The 21213-nt window shown below is 65.1% G+C and carries 18 protein-coding genes; 9 read left to right on the forward strand and 9 right to left on the reverse strand.

The window, feature by feature from the left end; all coding sequences use genetic code 11:
* Positions 1–85 precede the first annotated feature (85 nt).
* From EZ304_RS05165 to prmB, 3 genes are read right to left on the reverse strand one after another with little or no spacing between them, the layout of a single operon-like run.
* The gene (locus EZ304_RS05165; RefSeq protein ID WP_099554929.1) at positions 86–1123 is read right to left on the reverse strand and encodes a 2-hydroxyacid dehydrogenase; all 1038 of its coding nucleotides are present in this window, start codon (positions 1121–1123) and stop codon (positions 86–88) included.
* A complete protein-coding gene (gene aroC, locus EZ304_RS05170; protein WP_142806469.1) occupies positions 1116–2219 on the reverse strand; it encodes a chorismate synthase in 1104 nt (367 codons plus the stop codon). Before aroC ends, EZ304_RS05165 begins: the two co-directional genes overlap by 8 nt.
* Entirely contained in the window at positions 2216–3145 is a 930-nt protein-coding gene (gene prmB, locus EZ304_RS05175; RefSeq protein WP_005410487.1) for a 50S ribosomal protein L3 N(5)-glutamine methyltransferase, read from the reverse strand. The genes aroC and prmB overlap by 4 nt, the downstream gene beginning before the upstream one ends.
* A gap of 122 nt (positions 3146–3267) precedes the next feature.
* Between prmB and EZ304_RS05180 the strand changes: the two genes are divergently transcribed.
* Positions 3268–3918 (forward strand): SCO family protein, encoded by a 651-nt coding sequence (locus EZ304_RS05180; protein WP_142806470.1) that lies wholly within the window; start codon positions 3268–3270, stop codon positions 3916–3918.
* The gene (gene asd, locus EZ304_RS05185; RefSeq protein WP_099554933.1) at positions 3915–4757 is read left to right on the forward strand and encodes an archaetidylserine decarboxylase; all 843 of its coding nucleotides are present in this window, start codon (positions 3915–3917) and stop codon (positions 4755–4757) included. The genes EZ304_RS05180 and asd overlap by 4 nt, the downstream gene beginning before the upstream one ends.
* A 112-nt stretch (positions 4758–4869) precedes the next feature.
* On the opposite strand, the gene EZ304_RS05190 is transcribed toward asd, so the two are convergent.
* Complete coding sequence (locus EZ304_RS05190; RefSeq protein WP_142806471.1) at positions 4870–5217, reverse strand: ribonuclease E inhibitor RraB; 348 nt, start codon at positions 5215–5217, stop codon at positions 4870–4872.
* Between the two features lie 24 nt (positions 5218–5241).
* Entirely contained in the window at positions 5242–6846 is a 1605-nt protein-coding gene (locus EZ304_RS05195; protein ID WP_142806472.1) for a transglycosylase SLT domain-containing protein, read from the reverse strand.
* A gap of 122 nt (positions 6847–6968) precedes the next feature.
* Between EZ304_RS05195 and EZ304_RS05200 the strand changes: the two genes are divergently transcribed.
* Positions 6969–8474, forward strand: a complete 1506-nt coding sequence (locus EZ304_RS05200) for a helicase HerA-like domain-containing protein (RefSeq protein ID WP_142806473.1) — start codon at positions 6969–6971, stop codon at positions 8472–8474.
* Between the two features lie 85 nt (positions 8475–8559).
* Positions 8560–9066, forward strand: a complete 507-nt coding sequence (gene greB, locus EZ304_RS05205) for a transcription elongation factor GreB (protein WP_142806474.1) — start codon at positions 8560–8562, stop codon at positions 9064–9066.
* A gap of 86 nt (positions 9067–9152) precedes the next feature.
* On the opposite strand, the gene EZ304_RS05210 is transcribed toward greB, so the two are convergent.
* Both EZ304_RS05210 and rimO read right to left on the reverse strand, forming a co-directional pair.
* Positions 9153–9977 carry a DUF3025 domain-containing protein gene (locus EZ304_RS05210; protein WP_142806475.1) on the reverse strand — a complete coding sequence of 275 codons (825 nt, stop codon included), beginning with the start codon at positions 9975–9977 and terminating at the stop codon, positions 9153–9155.
* The gene (rimO, locus tag EZ304_RS05215) at positions 9974–11335 is read right to left on the reverse strand and encodes a 30S ribosomal protein S12 methylthiotransferase RimO (protein ID WP_142806476.1); all 1362 of its coding nucleotides are present in this window, start codon (positions 11333–11335) and stop codon (positions 9974–9976) included. Before rimO ends, EZ304_RS05210 begins: the two co-directional genes overlap by 4 nt.
* 204 nt (positions 11336–11539) lie before the next feature.
* On the opposite strand from rimO, the gene EZ304_RS05220 reads away from it, so the two are divergent.
* The 3 genes from EZ304_RS05220 to EZ304_RS20950 are packed head-to-tail and all read left to right on the forward strand — an operon-like array spanning position 11540 to position 12813.
* Positions 11540–12211, forward strand: a complete 672-nt coding sequence (locus EZ304_RS05220) for a dienelactone hydrolase family protein (protein WP_142806477.1) — start codon at positions 11540–11542, stop codon at positions 12209–12211.
* Complete coding sequence (locus tag EZ304_RS05225; RefSeq protein ID WP_010483023.1) at positions 12208–12630, forward strand: HIT domain-containing protein; 423 nt, start codon at positions 12208–12210, stop codon at positions 12628–12630. The genes EZ304_RS05220 and EZ304_RS05225 overlap by 4 nt, the downstream gene beginning before the upstream one ends.
* A gap of 15 nt (positions 12631–12645) precedes the next feature.
* Positions 12646–12813 carry a LiaI-LiaF-like domain-containing protein gene (locus EZ304_RS20950; RefSeq protein ID WP_005418011.1) on the forward strand — a complete coding sequence of 56 codons (168 nt, stop codon included), beginning with the start codon at positions 12646–12648 and terminating at the stop codon, positions 12811–12813.
* 98 nt (positions 12814–12911) lie between these two features.
* Here the strand turns inward: EZ304_RS20950 and dcd are convergent, their stop codons facing one another.
* On the reverse strand, positions 12912–13484 hold the full coding sequence (gene dcd, locus EZ304_RS05230) for a dCTP deaminase (protein ID WP_005410499.1): 573 nt from the start codon (positions 13482–13484) through the stop codon (positions 12912–12914).
* A 421-nt stretch (positions 13485–13905) separates the two neighbouring features.
* Here dcd and EZ304_RS05235 point away from each other — a divergent pair, with 421 nt between their 5' ends.
* Entirely contained in the window at positions 13906–16974 is a 3069-nt protein-coding gene (locus EZ304_RS05235; RefSeq protein ID WP_142806478.1) for a TonB-dependent receptor, read from the forward strand.
* 72 nt (positions 16975–17046) lie between these two features.
* Here the strand turns inward: EZ304_RS05235 and apbC are convergent, their stop codons facing one another.
* Complete coding sequence (apbC, locus tag EZ304_RS05240) at positions 17047–17901, reverse strand: iron-sulfur cluster carrier protein ApbC (RefSeq protein ID WP_005414099.1); 855 nt, start codon at positions 17899–17901, stop codon at positions 17047–17049.
* A 214-nt stretch (positions 17902–18115) separates the two neighbouring features.
* Between apbC and EZ304_RS05245 the strand changes: the two genes are divergently transcribed.
* Positions 18116–20923, forward strand: a complete 2808-nt coding sequence (locus EZ304_RS05245) for a TonB-dependent receptor domain-containing protein (protein WP_142806479.1) — start codon at positions 18116–18118, stop codon at positions 20921–20923.
* The last annotated feature ends 290 nt before the right edge of the window (positions 20924–21213 follow it).

Consider the following 21213-nt stretch of genomic DNA (forward strand, 5'->3'; position numbering starts at 1 on the left):
ACTCTCACGAAAACGGGAATGGGGAAGAAACACGCACGACAGCTGGGTTCGGGGAACCTCCTCAAGCGGGGCGCGCGGAGGTTCCCTATCGTTTCCCGGTTTTTTTGCCCAGGGTCACGCGCGCAGCCATGGCCGCGTCAGTGTTGATCGCGCTCGGCATGCACGAGGGTGCGCCATCCAGGCCGAGCCCGGCAACCAGATTATCGACGGCCAGCTGTACCATCGCCGTGCGCGTGGCCAGCGATGCACTTCCGATGTGCGGAGTCAGCACCACGTTGCGCAACGCCAGCAGCTCCGGACGCACCACCGGCTCGCCCTCGTAGACATCCAGGCCGGCAGCGGCCAGCCGGCCGTGGGCCAGCGCGTCAGCCAGCGCCAGTTCGTCGACGATGCCACCGCGGGCGATGTTCACCAGGGTGGCAGACGGCTTCATCTTCGCCAGCGCCGCCGCATCGATGAGGTGATGCGAGGCCGGCGTGTAGGGCAGCACGGTGACCAGGTGGTCGGACTGCGCCAGCAGCGTGTCCAGGTCCACGTAGGTCGCGCCGAGCGCCGCCTCGGTATCGGCCGGCAACCGCGAACGGTTGTGGTACAGCACCTTCATGCCGAACCCGTGTGCACCGCGGCGGGCGATGCCCTGGCCGATGCGGCCCATGCCGAGGATGCCCAGCGTGCTGCCATGGACATCCGCGCCGAGCATGGTCTGGAACGACCACTGCTGCCACTGGCCTTCGCGCAGCCAGCGCTCGGACTCGGTGATCCGGCGCGCAGTGGCCATCAGCAACGCGAAGCCGAGATCGGCGGTGGTCTCGGTCAGGACGTCCGGCGTGTTGCTGGCGAGGATGCCGGCCGCACTGAGCGCGTCGACATCCAGATTGTTGTAGCCGACGCCGACATTGGCGATCACCTGCAGCTGCGCCGCGTCAGCCACCTGGGCCGCACCGATGCGCTCGTTGAGGGTGATGATCGCGCCGTCGGCGCTGGCCAGCTGTTCGGCGATCTGCGCGGGCGTCCAGGCGGTGACGGTGTCGGTGCTGCGCAGCTGTACGCGATCGCGCAACGGCGCGATGGCCGCGTCGATCAGCGGCTGGCTCACCCACACGGTCGGCCGCGTGTCAGCCATCGATCTGCCCGGGAATGCGCGGGGTGATCGTGCCGACATCGCCACACTGCGCGCGATGGCGCAGCGCCTGGTCCATCAGCACCATCGCCACCATCGCCTCGGCGATCGGCGTGGCGCGGATGCCGACGCAGGGATCGTGGCGGCCGGTGGTGACCACCTCGACCACGTTGCCGGCCGTATCCAGCGACGGGCCCGGCAGGCGCAGGCTGGAAGTCGGCTTCAGGGCAATCGACGCAACGACCGGCTGACCGGTGGAGATGCCACCGAGGATGCCGCCGGCATGGTTGCTGGCGAAGCCCTGCGGCGTCAGCAGGTCACGGTGTTCGGTGCCCTTCTGCGCGGCACTGGCGAAGCCGTCACCGATTTCCACGCCCTTCACCGCGTTGATGCTCATCAGGGCAGCGGCCAGTTCACCGTCGAGCTTGCCGTAGATCGGCTCACCCCAGCCCGGCGGCACGTTGTCGGCGACCACATCCACGCGCGCACCGACCGAATCACCGGACTTGCGCAGCGCATCCATGTACGCCTCCAGCTCGGGCACCTGTGCGGCATGCGGCCAGAAGAACGGGTTGTCTTCCACCGCCGACCAGTCGAAACCGGCCGGGGTGATGTCACCCAGCTGTGACAGGTAGCCACGCACGGTCACGCCGAAGCGCTCGGCCAGCCACTTCTTGGCGACCACGCCGGCGGCAACGCGCATGGTGGTCTCGCGTGCCGAGGAGCGGCCACCACCGCGCGGGTCACGGATGCCGTACTTGTGCCAGTAGCTGTAGTCGGCATGACCCGGCCGGAACTGCTGGCCGATGTTGGCGTAGTCCTTGCTGCGCTGGTCGGTGTTGCGGATCAGCAGCGCGATCGGGGTGCCGGTGGTCAGGCCCTCGTACACGCCGGACAGGATTTCGACGTCATCGGCCTCGCGACGCGCCGAGGTGTGGCGGCTCTTGCCGGTCGCGCGACGCTGCAGGTCGTGGGCAAATTCGGCCGCGTCCAGTGCCAGCCCCGGAGGGCAGCCATCGATCACGCAGCCGATGGCCGGCCCGTGCGACTCGCCGAACGTGGTGACGGTGAACAGCTTGCCGAACGAATTGGAGCTCACGGGCGCTGCGCCGCCAGTTCGGTGATGCGTGCGCTGTGGGCGATCAGCTCGCGGCACTCGACCGCGAAGATGCCCATCTGGCCGACCTTGAACTCGATCCAGGCGAAGTCGACTTCCGGCAGCAGCTTGATCAGGTGCTGCTCGGATTCGCCTACTTCGCAGATCAGCAGGCCGTCTTCGCTCAGGTGCAGCGGGGCGTCGCGCAGGATCTTCAGCACCAGGTCCAGGCCGTCATCGCCGGCACGCAGGCCCATTTCCGGCTCGTAGGAGTATTCCTGCGGCAGGGCATCGGTCTCGTCGTTGGTGACGTACGGCGGATTGGTGACGATCAGGTCGTAATGGCGGCCGGTCAGGCCGTTGAACAGATCCGACTTGAGCAGGGTGACGTTGTGCGCCTGCAGGCGTTCCTTGTTCTCTTCAGCCAACGACAGCGCGTCATCGCTCAGGTCGACGCCGTCCACTTCCCAGTTCGGGTAGTAGTGGCCCATGGCGATGGCAATGCAGCCCGAACCGGTGCACAGGTCCAGCGCACGGCTGACATCGCGGCCGGCCAGCCACGGCTCGAAGCCGCATTCGATCAGTTCGGCGATCGGCGAGCGCGGCACCAGGGCGCGCTTGTCGCTCTTGAAACTCAGGCCGGCGAACCAGGCTTCACCGGTCAGGTAGGCAGCCGGGATGCGTTCGTCGATGCGGCGCTGGAACAGTTCCAGCACGCGCAGCTTCTCGGCTTGAAGCAGGCGCGCCTGGCCGTACGCCGGGCCGAGGTCGTGCGGCAGGTGCAGGCTGTGCAGCACCAGCTGGGTGGCCTCGTCCAGCGCATTGTCGTAGCTGTGACCGAAGGTCAGCCCGGCTTCGTTGAAACGGCTGGTGCCGTAGCGGATCAGATCGATGATCGTGTGGAGTTCGGCGGCCGTTTCAGCGGTCATGGTGGTACTGCGGGCAAAGTGGCCCCCGATTATAGGGGCTGGCGCCCGCGGCGGCATCCGTTGCGGCGGAAACGATCGGGCCGCAGCCGGTATGATGGAGCCCACTTCGAGCGGGGGCACCCATGTTCAATCGCAACGCCGGCATCATCCTGCTGATTGCCCTGGCGGCGGGCCTGGGCCTGCTGGCCGCCCAGCAGGTGTTTGCGCCGAAGCCGCCGGCCAACGCCCCGGCCACCGAAGCGGTCACGCTGTACCCGCAGCCGCGTGAACTGCCCGACTTCAACCTGGCCCAGTCCGACGGCACCCGCCTGATCCCGGGCGAACTGAAGGGCCACTGGACCCTGGTATTCCTGGGCTTCACCTTCTGCCCGGACGTCTGCCCGACCACGCTGGCCGAGCTGGCCGGCGCGCAGAACCAGTGGGAAGCCCTGCCCGACGGCCTGCGCCCGCGCGTGCTGTTCATCTCGGTCGACCCGGACCGCGACAGCGCCACGCGGCTGGGCGAGTACGTGCACGGGTTCCACAAGGACACCCTGGCCGCCACTGCCGATGTGCCCTCGCTGGAGCGCTTTGCCACCTCGCTGGGCTTCGTGTTCCAGAAGGTGCCGGGCAAGCACTTCGACGAAAACCCCGAGGATTACACCGTCGAGCATTCGGCCAGCCTGGCCGTGCTCGACCCGCAGGGCCGGCTTGCCGGCCTGGTACGCCCCCCGTTCAACGCGCCGGCCATTGCCCGCGACCTGCAGAAGCTGACCGAGAAAACCGCCCCATGAGCCTCACCACCGCCCTGACGTACGCCCTGCCCCACCGCCTGCTGTCCTCGATGGCGCGTTCGCTGGCGTACTCGGACGATCCGCGCGTGTCGCGCTGGCTGATCGACACGGTCACCCGCAAGTTCAACGTCAACCTGGACGAAGCGGCCAACCCGGACCCGCGCAGCTACGCCACCTTCAACCAGTTCTTCACCCGTGCGCTGAAGCCGGGCGCGCGCGTGGCCGATGCCGATCCGCGCAGCCTGGTGATGCCGGCCGACGGCCGCATCAGCCAGCTCGGCAGGATCGAGGCCGGCCGCATCTTCCAGGCCAAGGGCCAGTCGTTCACCGCCGCCGAGCTGCTGGGCAGCGACGAAGACGCCAAGCCGTACAATGACGGCCTCTACGCCACCGTGTACCTGTCGCCGCGCGACTACCACCGCGTGCACATGCCGTGGACCGGCACCCTGCGCGAGACCGTGCACGTGCCTGGCCGCCTGTTCAGCGTCGGCCCGGCTGCGGTGAATGGGGTGCCGCGCCTGTTCGCGCGCAACGAGCGCCTGGTCTGCCATTTCGATACCAGCTTCGGCCCGATGGTCAGCGTGATGGTGGGGGCACTGCTGGTGTCCGGCGTGGAAACCGTATGGAGCGGGGAGGAGATCCCGGCCTACGGTGACCGCATCACCCGCAAGGATTACCGCGGCCAGGGCATCAGGCTGGAGCGTTTCGCCGAGATGGCGCGCTTCAACTACGGTTCGACCGTGATCGTGCTGCTGCCGCCGGGCGTGGCCGACTTCGCCGCGCAGCTGGGCGCTGAAAGTCCGGTGCAGCTGGGCCAGGCGTTGGCCAGGCTGCGCTGACAAAAAGGGGACGGAGGGGATTAAGTCGTTTATGCATAAACGACTTAATCCCCTCCGTCCCCTTTTTCCACAACGGAATGCCGGCCAGCGGCCGGCACTACCGGTACGCGCGTTACTGCAGGGACGGGGCCGGGCCGACGTCCATGCCATCGTAGTCTTCCACGCCCTTCTCCGCGGCCAGCGCCGCGAACTCCTGGTTGCGACGGTCCAGCGAGGCTTCGTCGTGAATCTCCACGCGCTCCACATGCAGCACGTGGAACGGCGCGTCGCCTTCTTCCGGCTCCTGCTCGAACAGTTCCACGAAGGTGTAGCCCTGCGCCTGCAGATGGTCAGCCAGCGCCTGCAACGGCTCAGCAGTGGAGTGCACGAAGAAGTACCCCCACAGCAACGGGCCGGTGATGTCCCAGTCGGTGTTTTCGCGGAGGTTGGCGAACAGGTTGCGGGTGTCTTCGAGGTCCATGCGGATTCCAGGGGTCGTGGGGGATTACTTGTCGCAGCCCTGCAGCTTCAGCGTCTGGCCGTGGCGCAGGCTGTAGGCCGGGGCTTTCAGGCCGTTGGCGCGGGCCAGGGTGGGCACGTCGCACTGGAATTTCGCCGCGATGGCGCCCAGGGTCTCGCCCTTGCCCACCTTGTGGCTGCGCACCGGCTTCGGCCGTGCCGCCGGGCGCGGCGTGGCTACCGGAGCGACCGGTGTGGTCGGCACGCTGGTGGAGGCCGCGGCGTCGGCCACCGGCACCACGCCCCCCACGGCCACACTGCCGGTGTAGCTGGCCGCGGTCGGGCGCTTGATCGCCGCGTTCAGATCGGCCGTGATCAGCGTACGGGCCAGATCGGCGCGCGGGCCGCTGACGCAGTTGCGCTGGTACAGGCCGGCGATGCGCGTCGTCGCGTTGATCAGCGTGCCGGCCGGGATCCAGCCGTCGGCCTCATAACGCGGGTTGAGGTTGCGCAGCACGCGCATGTAGCCATCACGCGTGCCGTGGCTGCCCAGGCAGATGGTCAGCTCGTAGATGGTGGTGGATTTGGCCAGGCGCAGCGTGGCCGGCTGTGCGCTGATCTTCGGGAACTCCACGCCGTACTGCTGCGGGTGCAGGAAGATCCACGCCGCGGCGATCACCATCGGCACGTAGTCCTTGGTCTCGCCCGGGAACTGGTTGTAGACGCTGTCGGTCCAGAAGCTCTGCCCGCCGCTCTGCTTGAACACGCGCGCCGCACGGCCCTCGCCACCGTTGTAGGCGGCCACCGACATCTCCACGTTGTTGTTCAGTTCGCGCAGGCGTTCGTTGAGATAGCTGGCGCTGGCCTCGGCGGCACTGCGTGCATCGAAGCGCGTATCGAAGCCGGTGCCGTCCGGGCCCAGGCCGAAGCGGCGGCCGGTGGCCGGCATGAACTGCATCAGGCCCGCCGCGCCGGCGCGCGAGGAGGCATGCACGCGGCCATTGGATTCCTTGGCCATGATGCCGAACAGCAGCGCTTCGGGCAGGCCGCGCTTTTCCCACTCCGGCCACATCACCGCGCGCAGGTTCTGGTAGTTCTCGTAGCTGGTCAGCAGCGCCGGGCGCATGTCGGTCAGCCAGCGGCGGATGCCGGCCTGCACGGCCGGGTTGTACTCGACCATGGTGTCGAAGGCGTGCCGCTTGTCGTTGAGCAGCGCGGCGGCGCGGGCGGCCTCGGGCACGTCGGCGGTGAGCGGGCCGATATGGTCGGGGTCGGCTTCCAGGCGGTCACCACTCTCGTCGGTCACCTCATCGCTGCCCGCCGCATCTGCATCGTGCTTGAGCAGGCGCTTGTAGCTGGCCAGCAGGGTGCCCATCTGGCAGCCCTTCTGCTTCACGCAGTCGTTGAGGACGTCTTCCATGTCCTCCAGCGCAGCATCGGCCTCGTTGCTGCCCTTCGGATCGGAATTGGCGACCAGCAGCAGGGCGTCGCTGTAGCGCTTCTCGGCGATGCTCATGCGCTGCTGCAGCGCATCCACCTTCACCTTGTCCCGGGCCGAAACCCGCTGCGCATGGGCGTCGGGCGCCAGGGAAACCAGGCCGGCCAGGGCCAGCAGCGGCCAACCACGGGAAATCAGGACAGGAACGGGCATTGATGGCACTGTGTGCGAAACAGGCAGGCAGAGTAGCGGCGCCGCCAAGGTCCGGGCAAGCCGACCTTCGGCCCGTCACCGCCGGCGGTTAACATTGGGCTATTCACCACAAGGGCTGGACCATGGATCCGATTCTGCTCGGCAAAGGAATTACCGACGATATTGCCGTCACCCTGCTGCCGAAACTCGGCAACCGCCACGGCCTGGTGGCCGGCGCCACCGGTACCGGCAAGACGGTGACCCTGATGACCCTGGCCGAGGGCTTCTCGCGGCTGGGCGTACCGGTGTTCCTGGCCGATGTGAAGGGCGACGTGTCTGGCCTGGCCGTGCCCGGCACTGGCGCCGAGAACCTGCTCCAGCGCGCCGCCGAGATCGGCGTGGCGGAGTATGCGCCGGCGGCAAGCCCGACCATTTTCTGGGACCTGTACGGCAAGCTCGGCCATCCGGTGCGCACCACGGTCAGCGAGATGGGCCCGACCCTGCTGTCGCGCATCCTCGAACTGAACGACACCCAGGCCGGCGTGCTCGACATCGTGTTCAAGCTGGCCGATGACCGTGGCCTGCTGCTGCTGGACATGGACGACCTGCGTGCCCTGCTCGGCCTGGTGGCCGAGGAGCGCAAGGACATTTCCACCGAGTACGGCCTGGTCAGCGCGCAGTCGATCGCCGCGATCCAGCGCTCGGTACTGCGCCTTGCGCAGGGCGGTGGCGAGAATTTCTTCGGCGAACCGGCACTGGAACTGGCCGACATCATGCGGGTCAATCACGACGGCCGCGGCATGATCGGCATCCTCGCCGCCGACCAGCTGGTGCTCAAGCCCAAGCTGTATTCGACCTTCCTGCTGTGGCTGCTGTCGGAACTGTTCGAACAGTTGCCGGAAGTGGGCGACCTGGACAAGCCGAAGCTGGTCTTCATCTTCGACGAAGCACACCTGCTGTTCGATGACGCGCCCGCCTCGCTGGTGCAGCGCATCGAGCAGGTGGTGCGGCTGATCCGCTCCAAGGGCGTGGGCGTGTACTTCTGCTCGCAGTTCCCCGACGACGTGCCGGGCAACATCCTCGGCCAGCTGGGCAACCGCGTTCAGCACGCGCTGCGTGCGTTCACCCCGCGCGACCAGAAGGCGGTAAAGACCGCTGCCGAGACTTTCGTACCGAACCCGAAACTGGACGTGGCCAAGGTGCTGAGCCAGCTGGGCACCGGCGAGGCGCTGGTGTCCACGCTGCAGGACAAGGGCGTGCCGATGCCGGTGCAGCAGACGATGATCGCGCCGCCACGCTGCCGGATGGGACCGATCACCGACGCCGAGCGCGCCCAGGTGCGCGCCGGCAGCCCGGTCGGCAGCCGTTACGACACGGCGATCAACCGTGAGTCGGCCGCCGAGCTGCTGGCCCAGCGCGCGCAGAAGGCGGTCGAGAAGGCCGAGGCACCTGCCGCCCGCAGCCGTGAGCAGGACGAGGCGCAGGAAGGAGGCTTCGGCCAGTCGATCAAGGATGCGATCTTCGGCACCAAGCGCCGCCAGGGCATGATCGAGACCATGGCCAAGCAGACCACGCGCACCGTCGGTACCAAGCTGGGCAACCAGATCGTGCGCGGCATCCTGGGTGGCATCTTCGGCGGCAAGCGCTGATCTGATTCGCCCCCGCTGGGGTCGGACTCCTTCCGGATGGAAGGGCTCCGACCCCAATCGTTCCCCTGGAAAGAAGTCTTACCGCATGTCCCGTTGGCGCCCGCCCGCAGAAAAAAGTACAGCCCTGATCACCGCTTCCGGCCACGCCCGGCTGAAAGCTGAACTGGATGACCTGTGGCGTGTACGCCGCCCCGAAGTGGTAAAGGCACTGGCCGCCGCTGCTGCGGAGGGCGACCGCTCCGAGAATGCCGAGTACACCTACCGCAAGAAGCAGCTGGGGGAGATCGACCGTCGCGTGCGCTACCTGACCAAGCGGCTGGAATCGCTGCGCGTGGTCGACACCACACCGACCGATCCGCAGGCAGTGTTCTTCGGTGCGTGGGTGGAGTTGGAGAACCTGGACAGCGGTGACACCAGCCGCTACCGCATCGTCGGACCGGATGAGACCGACGCCGGACTGGGCTGGATCAGCATCGATTCGCCACTGGCACGGGCGCTGCTGAAGAAGCGGGTGGATGACGAGTTTTCAGTGGAGCTGCCCGGCGGCCAGTTCACCTTCGCGGTGATCAGGGTGGAATACCCGCCTGTGTAGCGTCGAACCATGCTCGACCTCGCTGTCCATGTAGAGCCGAGCCCATGCTCGGCTGATGCGCCACGCAGCCGAGCATGGGCTCGGCTCTACAACGGTGGCGGGTACGTGCGCCCTGCGCGCAGCGGGCGGAAGTACGCGGCATCTGCATAGAAGGCGGCATCCTGCCTCTGGTGCCAGCCCGGAACGCCAGCCAGTGGCAGCGGACGCAGCTGCAGTGGATCGGTCGCCGCCCTGCCCTCGCCGATGGCCGCAGCCACCGTGGCAATGCAGGCATCGTCATCGGCGCCCTGCACCACCACACACTTGCCGACCAGCAGGCGCCCCGGCAGCAGCGCCTGCTCCATCAGCGCGTGCCCGAATATCGCAGCGATAGCGATGTCACCACTCTGCCAGCGCGCAGGCTCGAACAACGCCGGCCAATCATGCACGTCCCATGCGGCCAACACGTCCTCATCGCGAACGCGCACGATGACGCCGGTTTCATCGAACTGCGTCAGTGCAGCCTGTGCGCGATTGCGCTGGCCGGGCGGCATGGCAGCGATATGCAGGCACTGCTGTGCGTTGAGTGCCCGCTTCAGCTGCGGGTGGCATGCCCACACCAGCGAATTGAACAGGTCATGCCAGTTGCCGGCACGGGTGGCAATGCGCCCCTGGGCGATGCGCGTTTCATAGTGCAGGCCGTCAGCCAGCAACGCGGCGTCCTGTTCCACCAGGCGCTTGCCGGGCAATGCCAGGCGTGCATCGAGCGCAGCGATGGGCGGCCATGCCGTGCAGACCAGCAGATCACGGAAGTCGTGCAAGCCGGCGAACAGCGGATGTTCAAACACCTGCAGATCGACCGCCGCACGCGGCGGCGGCACGAAGCGCCGGGAACCGCCGCCGTCGCCAGCGGCGGTCGTCGCTGCGGTCACAGCACCTTGAGGTCGAACGCCGGGCGGGTGTTGGCTGACAGCGCATCGCCGTACAGGTCGTGCTCGTCGCTCTCGGTGATCTCCACGTCGACGAACTCGCCCACGCGCAGCGCCACCTGATCGGCGTTCTGGATGTGGACCAGGCCGTCGATCTCCGGCGCATCGGCCTTGGAACGGGCCACCGCGATGTCACCTTCGATGGCATCGACCAGGCACTGCTGCACGGTACCGATCTTGGCTTCCAGGCGCGCGGCGGAAATCTGCGCCTGCTTCTCCATGAAACGGGCCAGGCGCTCCTGCTTCACTTCTTCCGGCACCGCATCGGGCAGATCGTTGGCGGTGGCACCCTCGACCGGCGAATAGGCGAACGCGCCCACGCGGTCCAGCTGCGCTTCGTCAAGGAACGACAGCAGCTCTTCGAACTCGGCTTCGGTCTCGCCGGGGAAACCGACGATGAAGGTCGAACGCACAGTGATGTCCGGGGCGATGCGGCGCCAGTTCTGCACACGCTCAAGGGTCTTCTCGACCGCACCCGGACGCTTCATCAGGCGCAGGATGCGCGGGCTGGCGTGCTGGAACGGGATGTCCAGGTACGGCAGGATGCGGTTCTCGGCCATCAGCGGCACCACCTCGTCCACGTGCGGGTACGGGTAGACGTAGTGCATGCGCACCCACGCATCCAGCTCGGACAGGCCTTCGCACAGCGCCTTCAGGCGGGTCTGGTAGGCCTTGTCGCGCCACATCTTCTCGGCGTACTTCACGTCCACGCCATAGGCCGAGGTGTCCTGCGACACCACCAGCAGCTCACGCACGCCGCCACGCACCAGGCGCTCAGCCTCACGCAGCACCTCATCGACCGGGCGCGAGACCAGCTTGCCGCGCATCGACGGGATGATGCAGAAGCTGCACTTGTGGTTGCAGCCTTCGGAAATCTTCAGGTAAGCGTAGTGGCGCGGGGTCAGCTTGATGCCGTAGTCGGGCACCAGGTCCACGAACGGATCGTGCTTGGGCGGCAGTGCCTCATGCACCGCTTCCATCACGCTCTGGTAATCCTGCGGGCCGGACACCGCCAGCACGTTGGGGTACGCCTCGCGGATCTGCTCCGGGCGCTTGCCCAGGCAGCCGGTGACGATGACCTTGCCGTTCTGGTTCATCGCCTCGCCGATGGCGTCCAGCGACTCGGTCACCGCCGAATCGATGAAGCCGCAGGTGTTGACCACCACCACGTCGGCCGAATCGTAGGACGGGACGATGTCGTAGCCTTCCGAGCGGAGCTGGGTAAGGATGCGCTCGGAATCGACAAGGGCCTTCGGGCAACCAAGGCTGACGAAGCCGACTTTGGGGTTCAGCTGGGACATGGAATCGCGGGACTCTGGGGGCCTGGGCCCCTGCCGGCGTGGCAGGGGTTCCTGGGGGCCGGGGCCTGAAAGGGCGCCAGTATACCGGGGTTGGCGGCCACGCTCTGAATGGCCAGCCGCCCGATCGCGCACAGCCTCTGACGCCGCGCTAACCGCCGCAGCGCCGACAATGCAGCCCTGTTCCCTACAACGAGGTAGATGGTGATGGCCGAGTGGATCACCTTGGATACGCACCACGGCCCGGTACGGGCCTGGCAGGCACTCCCTGAGGGCACCGCGCGCGGTGGGCTGGTGGTGGTGCAGGAAATCTTCGGTGCCAACCCGCATATCCGCAGCGTGGCCGAGCGCTTTGCCGCCGAAGGCTATGCAGTGCTGGCCCCATCGTTCTTCGATCTTGTCGATGGCCCCGATGCCGACCCGGATGCCCTGCCCTACGACGCCGACGGCGTGAAGCTGGGGCTGGAACGGGTAGCCGCGCTGGGCATCGAACGGGCACTGGAAGTGGTCCGCGCGGCGGCCACCCGCCTGGCCCCCTACGGCATGGTCGGCACCGTCGGCTACTGCTGGGGCGGCACGGTGGCGATGCTGTCCGCAGTACGTCTGGGCCTGCCCTCTGTCAGCTACTACGGTGCGCGCAATGTCCAGTTCCTCGATGAGACGCCGAAGGCACCGGTGATCTTCCACTTCGGCGCCCAGGACAGGAGCATCCCGCCGGAGGCCATCCAGGCCCACCGCGAGAAGCTGCCGCAGATGGCCACCTTCGTCTATCCGGCCGACCACGCCTTCAACCGGGAGGTCGGACATGCGTATGATCCAGACAGCGCCACCCTGGCGCTGCAACGCACCCTGGACTTCTTCTCGGAGCATCTTGGATGAGCGATTTCGAACTCGATTCACGCCTGGCCACCGATAGCGTGCTGGTGGCGGAAGGACCGTTGTCGCAAGTGCGGCTGATGAACGACGAACGATTCCCCTGGCTCGTGCTGGTACCGCGCCTGGCCGGGGTGACCGAGTGGATCGAGCTGGACGGCGAGCAGCAGGACAAGCTGCGCACCGAGCTCAACCGCGCCTGCAAGGCCCTGAAGGGCGCCGACGGGGTGGAGAAGATCAATATCGGTGCGCTGGGCAACATCGTGCGCCAGCTGCATTTCCATGTGATCGGCCGCCATGACGGCGACCCCGCGTGGCCGGGCCCGGTCTGGGGCAGCGGCCCCGCGCACCGCTACGAGCCGGGTGCGCTGGACCAGCATGTCGCCTACTGGAAGGAACGGCTAGGATATCCAGCCCAGTCCTGAGCGTTTGCCGACCCGATGCGATTCAACCTCGTTGCCGCCGTCCTGCTGATCCTGATCGGCCTGTTCATGCTCGCCAGCAACCTCGGCTGGACGCACCTGAACCTGTCCAAGCTGCTGTTGACCTGGTGGCCGGTGGCGCTGGTGGGCGTGGGCATCGCGATGCTGTTCGGTCGCGGGAAATAAGCTGGTGCCGGGCCATGCCCGGCGAGCGCAGCATGTGGCCGCACCCATGAAAACGCCGGGCATGCCCGGCGTTTTCTCGTCATGCGATGGCGCGCCGGTCAGGTCCGCGGCAGGGTCACGCCGGTCTGGCCCTGGTACTTGCCGCCGCGATCGCGGTATGAGGTCTCGCAGATGTCATCGGCGGCGGCCTGGAAGAACAGCATCTGCGCGACGCCCTCATTGGCATAGATGCGCGCCGGCAGCGGCGTGGTGTTGCTGAATTCCAGGGTGACGTGGCCTTCCCACTCCGGTTCCAGCGGGGTCACGTTGACGATGATGCCGCAGCGCGCATAGGTGCTCTTGCCCAGGCACACCACCAGGGTGTCGCGGGGAATTCGGAAGTACTCCACGGTGCGCGCCAGCGCGAAGCTGTTCGGCGGGATGATGCACTCATCGGCGGTGATGTCGACGAAGCTGCCCGAGTCGAAATGCTTGGGATCAACGATGGTCGAGTTGATGTTGGTGAACACCTTGAACTCACGCGAGCAGCGCACGTCGTAACCGTAGCTGGACGTGCCATAGCTGACGATGCGCTCGCCGTTGGCCTGCTTGACCTGCCCTGCCTCGAACGGCTCGATCATGCCGTGCTGCTCGGACATGCGGCGGATCCAACGGTCACTCTTGATGCTCATGCTCTGTCCTGTTGAACGAGGGGGAATGGGGCTGCGCCCGAGGCGGCGATTCTACAGGTGGCCTCCCTGCGGCGGCCATGCTTGCCCCTCGGTCCAGAGAGCCACTTCACGGCACCGCGCCCAAGACCGATGCCTCACAACCATGAATAACAAATGAGACTTATCGTCGCATTTCAGTTCAATTAGCATACATTTGTGTCACTTTCAATCATCTCGTCAGACACGAAACAAACCGAAACAAAAAATAGAATTTCTTTTAATTCAACAACATGAGAGCATTTTTCAGCGCCAATCTATTCATGAGCGCCAGATGAACGTTGCACGAGAAAAAATTCATCGTTACGGTTTCATTCATCCTGAACAATTCGTTCAGGTCCGCTTGAATTGAACCGATTTCCCTCTGCAACCGCAAAGGAACACGATGAATCTGAACTTCAATGGACGCGCCCTGAAGCGCACCGCTCTGGCCATGGTGCTGGGAGCCCTCGCCGGCACCAGCTATGCCCAGAGCACCTCTGGCGATATCGTCGGTACCGCAGCTTCTGCTGAAAAAGTGCAGGTCAAAAGCCTGGCCTCCGGCGCTACCCGCGAAGTGAACGTCAGCGCGGATGGCCGTTTCCGCATCTCCCAGCTGCCCACCGGCACCTACGAGGTCACCACGGTCAGTGGTGGCAGCCCGGTTGCGACCACCCGCGTCACTGTGGTGGCGGGCCAACAGTCCTTCGCAACATTCGCCTCTGCAAGCGGCGGCAATGCCACTTCGCTCGATACCGTCAACGTGCGCGCACTGGGCGCGGCCAACACGATCGATCTGGGCAGCGTTGAATCGCGGACCACCTTCACCGCCGACAAGCTCAACTCGTTGCCGGTCGCCCGCGATGTCACAAGCGTCTCCCTGCTCACCCCGGGCACCGTGGCGGCCAGCGGCTACTTCGGCCCGGCCTCCTTCGGTGGCGCATCGGCTGCGGAGAACAGCTACTACGTCAACGGATTCAATGTCACCAACCTGTACGACAGCCTGTCCTTCTCGGAAATCCCCTATCAGGCCATCGACCAGCTGGACGTGCAGACCGGTGGCTATGGTGCTCAGTACGGCTTCTCCACCGGCGGCGTGACCAGCGTCAACGTCAAGCGTGGCACCAATGAGTGGAAAGGCGGCTTCAGCTGGACTGGCGCACCTGATTCACTGCGTGAGAGCGCGCCCGATACCTACTATGACGACGGCTCGATCTTCCGTTCCTATGACAAGAACAGCAGCAGCTCGAACGTCTACAGTGTATGGGTCGGCGGTCCGCTGATCGAAGACAAGCTGTTCGTGTTCGCCATGGGCCAGTTCAGCGACTCGAAGACCACCAGCTTCAGCAATCGTGGCTCCCAGTACACCACCAATGGGCGCCCCCCCCCGTCGGCAGCAGCCCTGTCCACCACGGCCTACGACTATGAGTCCAAGACGCCCTACTGGCTGCTGAAGGTTGACTGGTACCTCAACGAAAACAACCACCTGGAGTACACCGGCTTCGACAACAGCCGACGCTACTCCTATGACTACTACAACGCGCTCTACGACCGTCCTGATGCAGGCGGCGAGCCGGCCAAGACCAGCTATCTCGGCGAACTGGTCGGCAAGAGCGGCGGCCAGACCGACGTGTTCAAGTGGACCAGCTATCTGACCGAGAACCTGACCGGATCGCTGCAGTATGGGCAGATGCGTAACCGGGCTTCGGAGCACACCATCAGCCCTGACGGTGTCTTCGACGCCTACAACGGCGACATCAACAGCCCGCAGGGCGCATGCCCATATGTGCTGGACTACCGGTCGGAAACCGGCGGCACCGGTCGCCGTATCGGCTGTGCCGTGGCAAGCACCGTCGGCATGTTCGGCGGCCGCAACGAGCGCAAGGGTACCCGCCTTGACTTCGACTGGCAGCTGGGCGACCACAAGATCGGCTTCGGCTACAGCGATGAGAAATGGACCTCCGTGCAGGGCACGTCCTACTCCGGCGGCGCATTGTGGTACCTGGAAGATGAGTACGCCAACCTCGTGAACTTCCGCAATGGTGGTTCGATCGAAATCAAGCAGAAGTCGTGGTACCTGCAGGACAACTGGCAGATCACCGACAACTTCATGCTGTATGCCGGCGTCCGTAACGATTCCTTCAACAACAAGAATTCGGACGGCATCAGCTTCGTCAAGCAGGACAACATCTGGCAGCCGCGTCTGGGCTTCTCGTGGGATCTGCTGGGGGATGGCCGCAGCAAGCTGTTCGCTTCGGTAGGCCGCTACTCCCTGCCCATCGCTGCAAACGTGGCGCTGCGCGCAGCCAGTGCTTCGTACTATCTGGATCAGTACTACACCTACGATGGAATCGGCGCCAACGGCGCGCCGAACATCACCGGCCGCTATGAAGACGGCGCCATCGACTCGGTCATCAACGGCGAGGGCGGCACCACTCCAGATCCCCGCGCCGTGGCGTCCAAGGGACTGAAGCCCTACACGCAGGACGAGGTGATCCTGGGCTACCAGCAGCAGATCAGTTCGCCGATCGACTTCTTCAACGACTGGACGCTGGGCATCAAGGCCACCTATCGACGCATCAACAAGGCGATCGATGACACCTGTGACTCGCGTTCGCTTTACAACGCGGCCGTCGCAGCCGGCTACGACCTGTCCAACTGGTCCGACCCATGGACCGTGCCGGAGGGCCTGCCGGGCTGCTGGATCTACAACCCGGGCAGCGACCTGAAGGTCACGCTCGACGTGGACGGCAATGGCACCACGGAGGAAATCACCGTGCCGGGCTCGACCCTCGGCCCGAAGGCCAAGCGTACCTACAAGGCCGTCACGCTCAGCGCGGACAAGCAGACCGAGCGCTGGTATGCCAGCTTCTCGTACACCTGGTCCAAGCTGGAGGGCAACTATGAGGGCCTGGTCAAGAGCACCAACGGCCAGGACGACACCGGCACCACGTCGGACTTCGACTTTGCCGAAATCATGTACGGCTCGGACGGTTACCTGTTCAATGACCATCGCCACAGCATCAAGCTGTTCGGTGGCTTCAAGTTCAACGATGAATGGTCCGTCGGCGTGAATGTGCTGGCGCAGTCCGGCGCCCCCAAGAGCTGCCTGGGCGGCGGCTGGGGCAGCTTCGGCACCGAGTATGGCTACACCGGCGTCTTCCACAGCTGCCAGCTGCAGGCCGACGGCTTCACCAGTGCGGATGACATCGCCAAGGTGGGAAGCGCCGGCCGCACGCCCTGGCAGTTCACTGTCAGCCCGAACATCACCTACACCCCGAAGTGGATGGAAGGCCTGAGCATGCAGGTGTCCGTGCTCAACGCCTTCAACAACATCAAGCCCGTGCAGGTGTACGAGACCAAGTACGGCCGCCCGAGCGCTGCCGAGACCATCCGCACCTACTACAACTACAACACGCCGAAGTATTTCAACGATCCGCGCTACGTCCGCTTCCAGGTCCAGTACGACTGGTAAGCGGCTTCCTCTCCAGGAACGTCTCAGATTGCCGCCGGCCTCGCGCCGGCGGCTTTTTCTTTGCGGCCGCAGTCAGAGCAGCGACGACAGGATCGGGATCGAGGCCCGCGGGCGCTTGCCCACTTCCTCGATCAGGCGCTGCGCGGCATGGCGGTACGCCTGGGCCGGTACCGAATCGGGCTGCGCCACGGTGATCGGGGTACCGCTGTCACCCTGCTCGCGGATGCCGATCTGCAGCGGCAGCGAACCCAGCAGCGGTACCCCGTACTGGGCTGCCATGCGCTCGCCGCCGCCTTCACCGAACAGGTGCTCGACATGCCCGCAGTTGCTGCAGGTATGCACCGCCATGTTCTCGACGATGCCGAGCACCGGCACCTCGACCTTCTCGAACATCTTCAGCGCCTTCTTTGCATCCAGCGTGGCGATGTCCTGCGGCGTGGTGACGATCACCGCACCGGCCAGCGGGATCTTCTGGGTCAGGGTCAACTGGATGTCACCGGTGCCTGGCGGCAGATCGATCAGCAGGAAATCCAGATCGTCCCACAGAGTGTCGTTGAACAGCTGGGTCATTGCCGAGGTGGCCATCGGCCCGCGCCAGATCATCGGCGTGTCCTCCTCGATCAGGTAGCCGATCGACATGGTGTCCACGCCGAACGCGCGCAGCGGTTCGATGCTCTTGTTGTCGGGACTTTCCGGCCGGCCGGACAAGCCCAGCATGGCGGGCACGCTGGGGCCGTAGATGTCCGCGTCGAGCACGCCAACACGTGCGCCCAGCTGCTGCAGCGCGACGGCCAGATTGACCGCGGTGGTCGACTTGCCCACGCCGCCCTTGCCGGAGCCGACCGCGATGACATTGCGGATGCGGGCATGTGGCGTCAGTCCCTTCTGGACCTGGCTGGCATGGGGGCGGCGGGGGGAACTGTTCACAACGGGCACCAGCTGTATCAGGGGGAATAACCCGACATCATACAAGCTGGACGTAGCCTGACTGAAATTCAGGATTGCTACAGATTCGTGCACAGATTGTTAAGTTCATGTTACGTTCCTGAAGCACTGTTTTGGGCTGCAGAGCTGGTTTCCAGCGCGCACGATGGCGCATGCGCAGTGCCGATTTTTGTTTTTTGCTCTTTATTGGAACTACATGAAATACGTAAGCAACACCGCACGTCGCAACACGCTCGCCGTCGCCCTGATTTCCGCTCTGATGGCCGCCGCCCCGGCAATGGCCCAGGACAAGGCGACCAACCTGGACAAGATCACCGTCACCGGTTCGCTGATCCCGCAGACCCAGGTTGAAACCCAGACCCCGGTGATGTCCATCACCTCCGAAGACATCCAGGCACGCGGCTTCACCAGCGTGGCCGAAGTGCTGCAGCAGTCCTCGCTGACCACCGGCGGCCTGCAGGGTGGCCAGACCTCGGGTGCCTTCACCCAGGGCGCCGAAGCCTCCGGCATGTTCGGCCTGAACCCGGGTTACACCAAGTACCTGATCAACGGCCGCCCGATGCTTTCGTATCCGGCGCTGTACAACGGCAGCGAGTCGTTCAACAACCTCAGCGGCATTCCGGTCGACATCGTCGAGCGCATTGAAGTGCTGCCGGGTGGCCAGTCCTCGCTGTACGGTTCGGACGCCATCGCCGGCGTCGTCAACATCATCCTGAAGGAGCGCATGGACGGCGGCACGATGACCGTCCGCGGCGGCACCTACACCGAAGGTGGTGGCAGCAACCTGCGCATCAGCGGCGCGCACGGCTTCACCGCCGTCGACGGCCGCTTCAACGCACTGGTCAACGTCCAGTACGAAAAGGGCAACCCGATCTGGGGTTACCAGCGCGACATCACCCGCCAGACCAACCCGGTCGGCTTCACCCCGCAGGCTCCGTCCAATGACTTCCTGGTCATCGGTGGCGGCAAGTACTACATGATGGACCCGAGCCGTTGCGCCAATGTCGGCGGCCTGTACGACGGCACCACCACCGTCGGCTTCCGTGAAGGCAAGGGCGAGTCCTGCGGCTCGATCTACAGCGCGGGCTACAAGACGCTGAAGAACTCCAAGGACAGCGGTCAGTTCTACTCGACCATGACCTTCGACGTGAACGACAACCTGCAGCTGTTCGCCGACGTGCTGTACAGCAAGGAAAAGACCGAGTTCACCTCCGGCTCCAGCGCCCTGTGGTGGGGCACGCAGTCGGGCATGGGCGGCTTCTACGACCAGGGCCTGGGCAAGGTCGTGAACCTGCAGCGCGCCTTCGCGCCGGAAGAAATCGGCGTCGGCGACTACAACAACATCCTCAATGCCGACCGCAGCCGTTCCTACCAGGTCACCCCGGGTGCGAAGGGCATGTTCGGTGACTGGGACTACAGCGCCAGCTTCACCCGCGGCGAATACCGCCTGGACCAGGACCGCTTCGTGCGCTGGAAGGACAAGATCAACGGCTTCTTCGCCGATCGCGTCCTCGGCCAGCAGCTGGGCACCTACACCGACCCGAAGACCGGCGGCCAGTTCGGCATCTACAACCCGAACTATGCTGCGTTCTACTCGCCGATCACCCCGGAAGAGTTCGGCAGCTTCACCGGCTACGGCACCCACCACAGCAAGACCTGGCAGAACCTGGGCCGCGTGCAGCTGACCAACGGTTCGCTGTTCAGCCTGCCGGGCGGTGACGCCGGCCTGGCCGTGGTCCTGGAAGGCGGCAGCGAAGGCTGGAACTACTCGCCGAACCAGTCGTTCATCGACGGCAATGTGTGGGGCACCACCGCCGTGGCCGGCGCCGGCCACCGCAGCAGCTACGCGGTGACCTCCGAGCTGCGCATGCCGCTGCACGAAATGGTGACGGTCAGCGCTTCGGGCCGCTACGACGCTTTCAAGATCGCCGACAGCACCGTCGACAAGGCCACCTACAGCATCGGCGTCGAGTTCCGTCCGCTGGAAAGCCTGCTGTTCCGCGGCAAGTACGGCACCGCCTTCCGTGCACCGACCCTGTCCGACGCCTTCCAGGGCATGAGCGGTTCGTACGCGTCCAGCCAGAATGACTACTACCGCTGCAACCAGGCGGGCTTCGCGCTGAACGACGACCTCTGCCCGTACTACAAGAACACCTCGGTCTACAGCGAAAAGTCCGGCAACCCGGACCTGAAGCCGATCACCGCCGACGTGTGGAGCGCGGGCGTTGTGTGGGCACCGGTCAGCAACTTCTCGCTGTCGGTTGACTACTACAACTGGAAGATCAAGAACGAGGTCAAGACCCTGAGCAGCGACCAGCTGCTGATGGCCGAGTACGCCTGCGCCACCGGTGCCGTGAACAACACCTCGGCCAGCTGCCAGGATGTTGCCAACTGGATCACCCGTGACAACGCCGGTGCGATCACCCGCGTCTACACCCCGAAGCTGAACGTCGCCAGCCAGAACCTGGAAGCGGTCGCCGTCAGCGCGAAGTACCAGCAGGACATCGGCCGCTTCGGCTCGCTGAACTTCTCCGGCAACTACACCAACATGCTGAAGCGCGAGCTGCAGCCGCTGCCGGGTGCACAGAAGATCGACCTGCTGAGCGATCCGTACAACATGTACTACTACGACAACTACGCCAAGGTGCGTGGCGACCTGTCGGTAGCCTGGAACATCGACAAGTTCACCACCACGGTGTACGCGAACTACGTCGGCAGCACGCCGAACTACGTCGCCTACCTGGGTCGCAGCTACGACTACACCAACCGCTACGGCGCCAAGGCCGGCAAGTGGGGCTCGTACACCACGTACAACCTGAGCTTCGCCTACCGCGCACAGGAAGACCTGACCCTGTCGCTGATGGTCAACAACGTCTTCAACAAGATGCCGACCGGCCAGCGCTACAGCTACGAGGGTACCGATGGCACCCCGTACAACAGCGCCTTCTACAGCATCTACGGCCGCTCCATCCAGGCCCAGATGAAGTACGACTTCGGCAAGTAATCCCGTCGTTTTCCGGACTTCGTGTCTGGACCAGGCCCCGCTTCGGCGGGGCCTTTTTTTTGGGGCCGGCACCGGCCACCCATCCATTCAGCATCCAGACACCATCAGGAGAACTCATAAAAATCATTTCAGATCAAACAGATACAAGAAATCCAGGCTGATTTCGAGGAGAGAGCCAGCATCTCTACGAAAATTTGATGACTGCGCAATGAACGTTTGACAGGCTCGGTTAATGTCATGTTAATCTCGAGTTACCGGCCCGTGAAGCCGGTGCAACCGGGGGCAGAACC

Origin of the sequence: Stenotrophomonas maltophilia (genome assembly GCF_006974125.1) — a bacterium.
Classification (GTDB): Bacteria; Pseudomonadota; Gammaproteobacteria; order Xanthomonadales; family Xanthomonadaceae; genus Stenotrophomonas; species Stenotrophomonas maltophilia_O.

What these genes read in the sequence shown, in the direction of transcription:
- EZ304_RS05220 (WP_142806477.1), top strand. Translation starts at nt 11,540, where the DNA reads ATGGCCGAGTGGATCACCTTGGATACGCACCACGGCCCGGTACGGGCC.
- EZ304_RS05180 (WP_142806470.1), top strand. Translation starts at nt 3,268, where the DNA reads ATGTTCAATCGCAACGCCGGCATCATCCTGCTGATTGCCCTGGCGGCG.
- EZ304_RS05245 (WP_142806479.1), top strand. Translation starts at nt 18,116, where the DNA reads ATGAAATACGTAAGCAACACCGCACGTCGCAACACGCTCGCCGTCGCC.
- EZ304_RS20950 (WP_005418011.1), top strand. Translation starts at nt 12,646, where the DNA reads ATGCGATTCAACCTCGTTGCCGCCGTCCTGCTGATCCTGATCGGCCTG.
- EZ304_RS05190 (WP_142806471.1), bottom strand. Translation starts at nt 5,217, where the DNA reads ATGGACCTCGAAGACACCCGCAACCTGTTCGCCAACCTCCGCGAAAAC.
- asd (WP_099554933.1), top strand. Translation starts at nt 3,915, where the DNA reads ATGAGCCTCACCACCGCCCTGACGTACGCCCTGCCCCACCGCCTGCTG.
- EZ304_RS05225 (WP_010483023.1), top strand. Translation starts at nt 12,208, where the DNA reads ATGAGCGATTTCGAACTCGATTCACGCCTGGCCACCGATAGCGTGCTG.
- EZ304_RS05235 (WP_142806478.1), top strand. Translation starts at nt 13,906, where the DNA reads ATGAATCTGAACTTCAATGGACGCGCCCTGAAGCGCACCGCTCTGGCC.
- EZ304_RS05195 (WP_142806472.1), bottom strand. Translation starts at nt 6,846, where the DNA reads ATGCCCGTTCCTGTCCTGATTTCCCGTGGTTGGCCGCTGCTGGCCCTG.
- EZ304_RS05165 (WP_099554929.1), bottom strand. Translation starts at nt 1,123, where the DNA reads ATGGCTGACACGCGGCCGACCGTGTGGGTGAGCCAGCCGCTGATCGAC.
- EZ304_RS05200 (WP_142806473.1), top strand. Translation starts at nt 6,969, where the DNA reads ATGGATCCGATTCTGCTCGGCAAAGGAATTACCGACGATATTGCCGTC.
- rimO (WP_142806476.1), bottom strand. Translation starts at nt 11,335, where the DNA reads ATGTCCCAGCTGAACCCCAAAGTCGGCTTCGTCAGCCTTGGTTGCCCG.
- greB (WP_142806474.1), top strand. Translation starts at nt 8,560, where the DNA reads ATGTCCCGTTGGCGCCCGCCCGCAGAAAAAAGTACAGCCCTGATCACC.
- prmB (WP_005410487.1), bottom strand. Translation starts at nt 3,145, where the DNA reads ATGACCGCTGAAACGGCCGCCGAACTCCACACGATCATCGATCTGATC.
- dcd (WP_005410499.1), bottom strand. Translation starts at nt 13,484, where the DNA reads ATGAGCATCAAGAGTGACCGTTGGATCCGCCGCATGTCCGAGCAGCAC.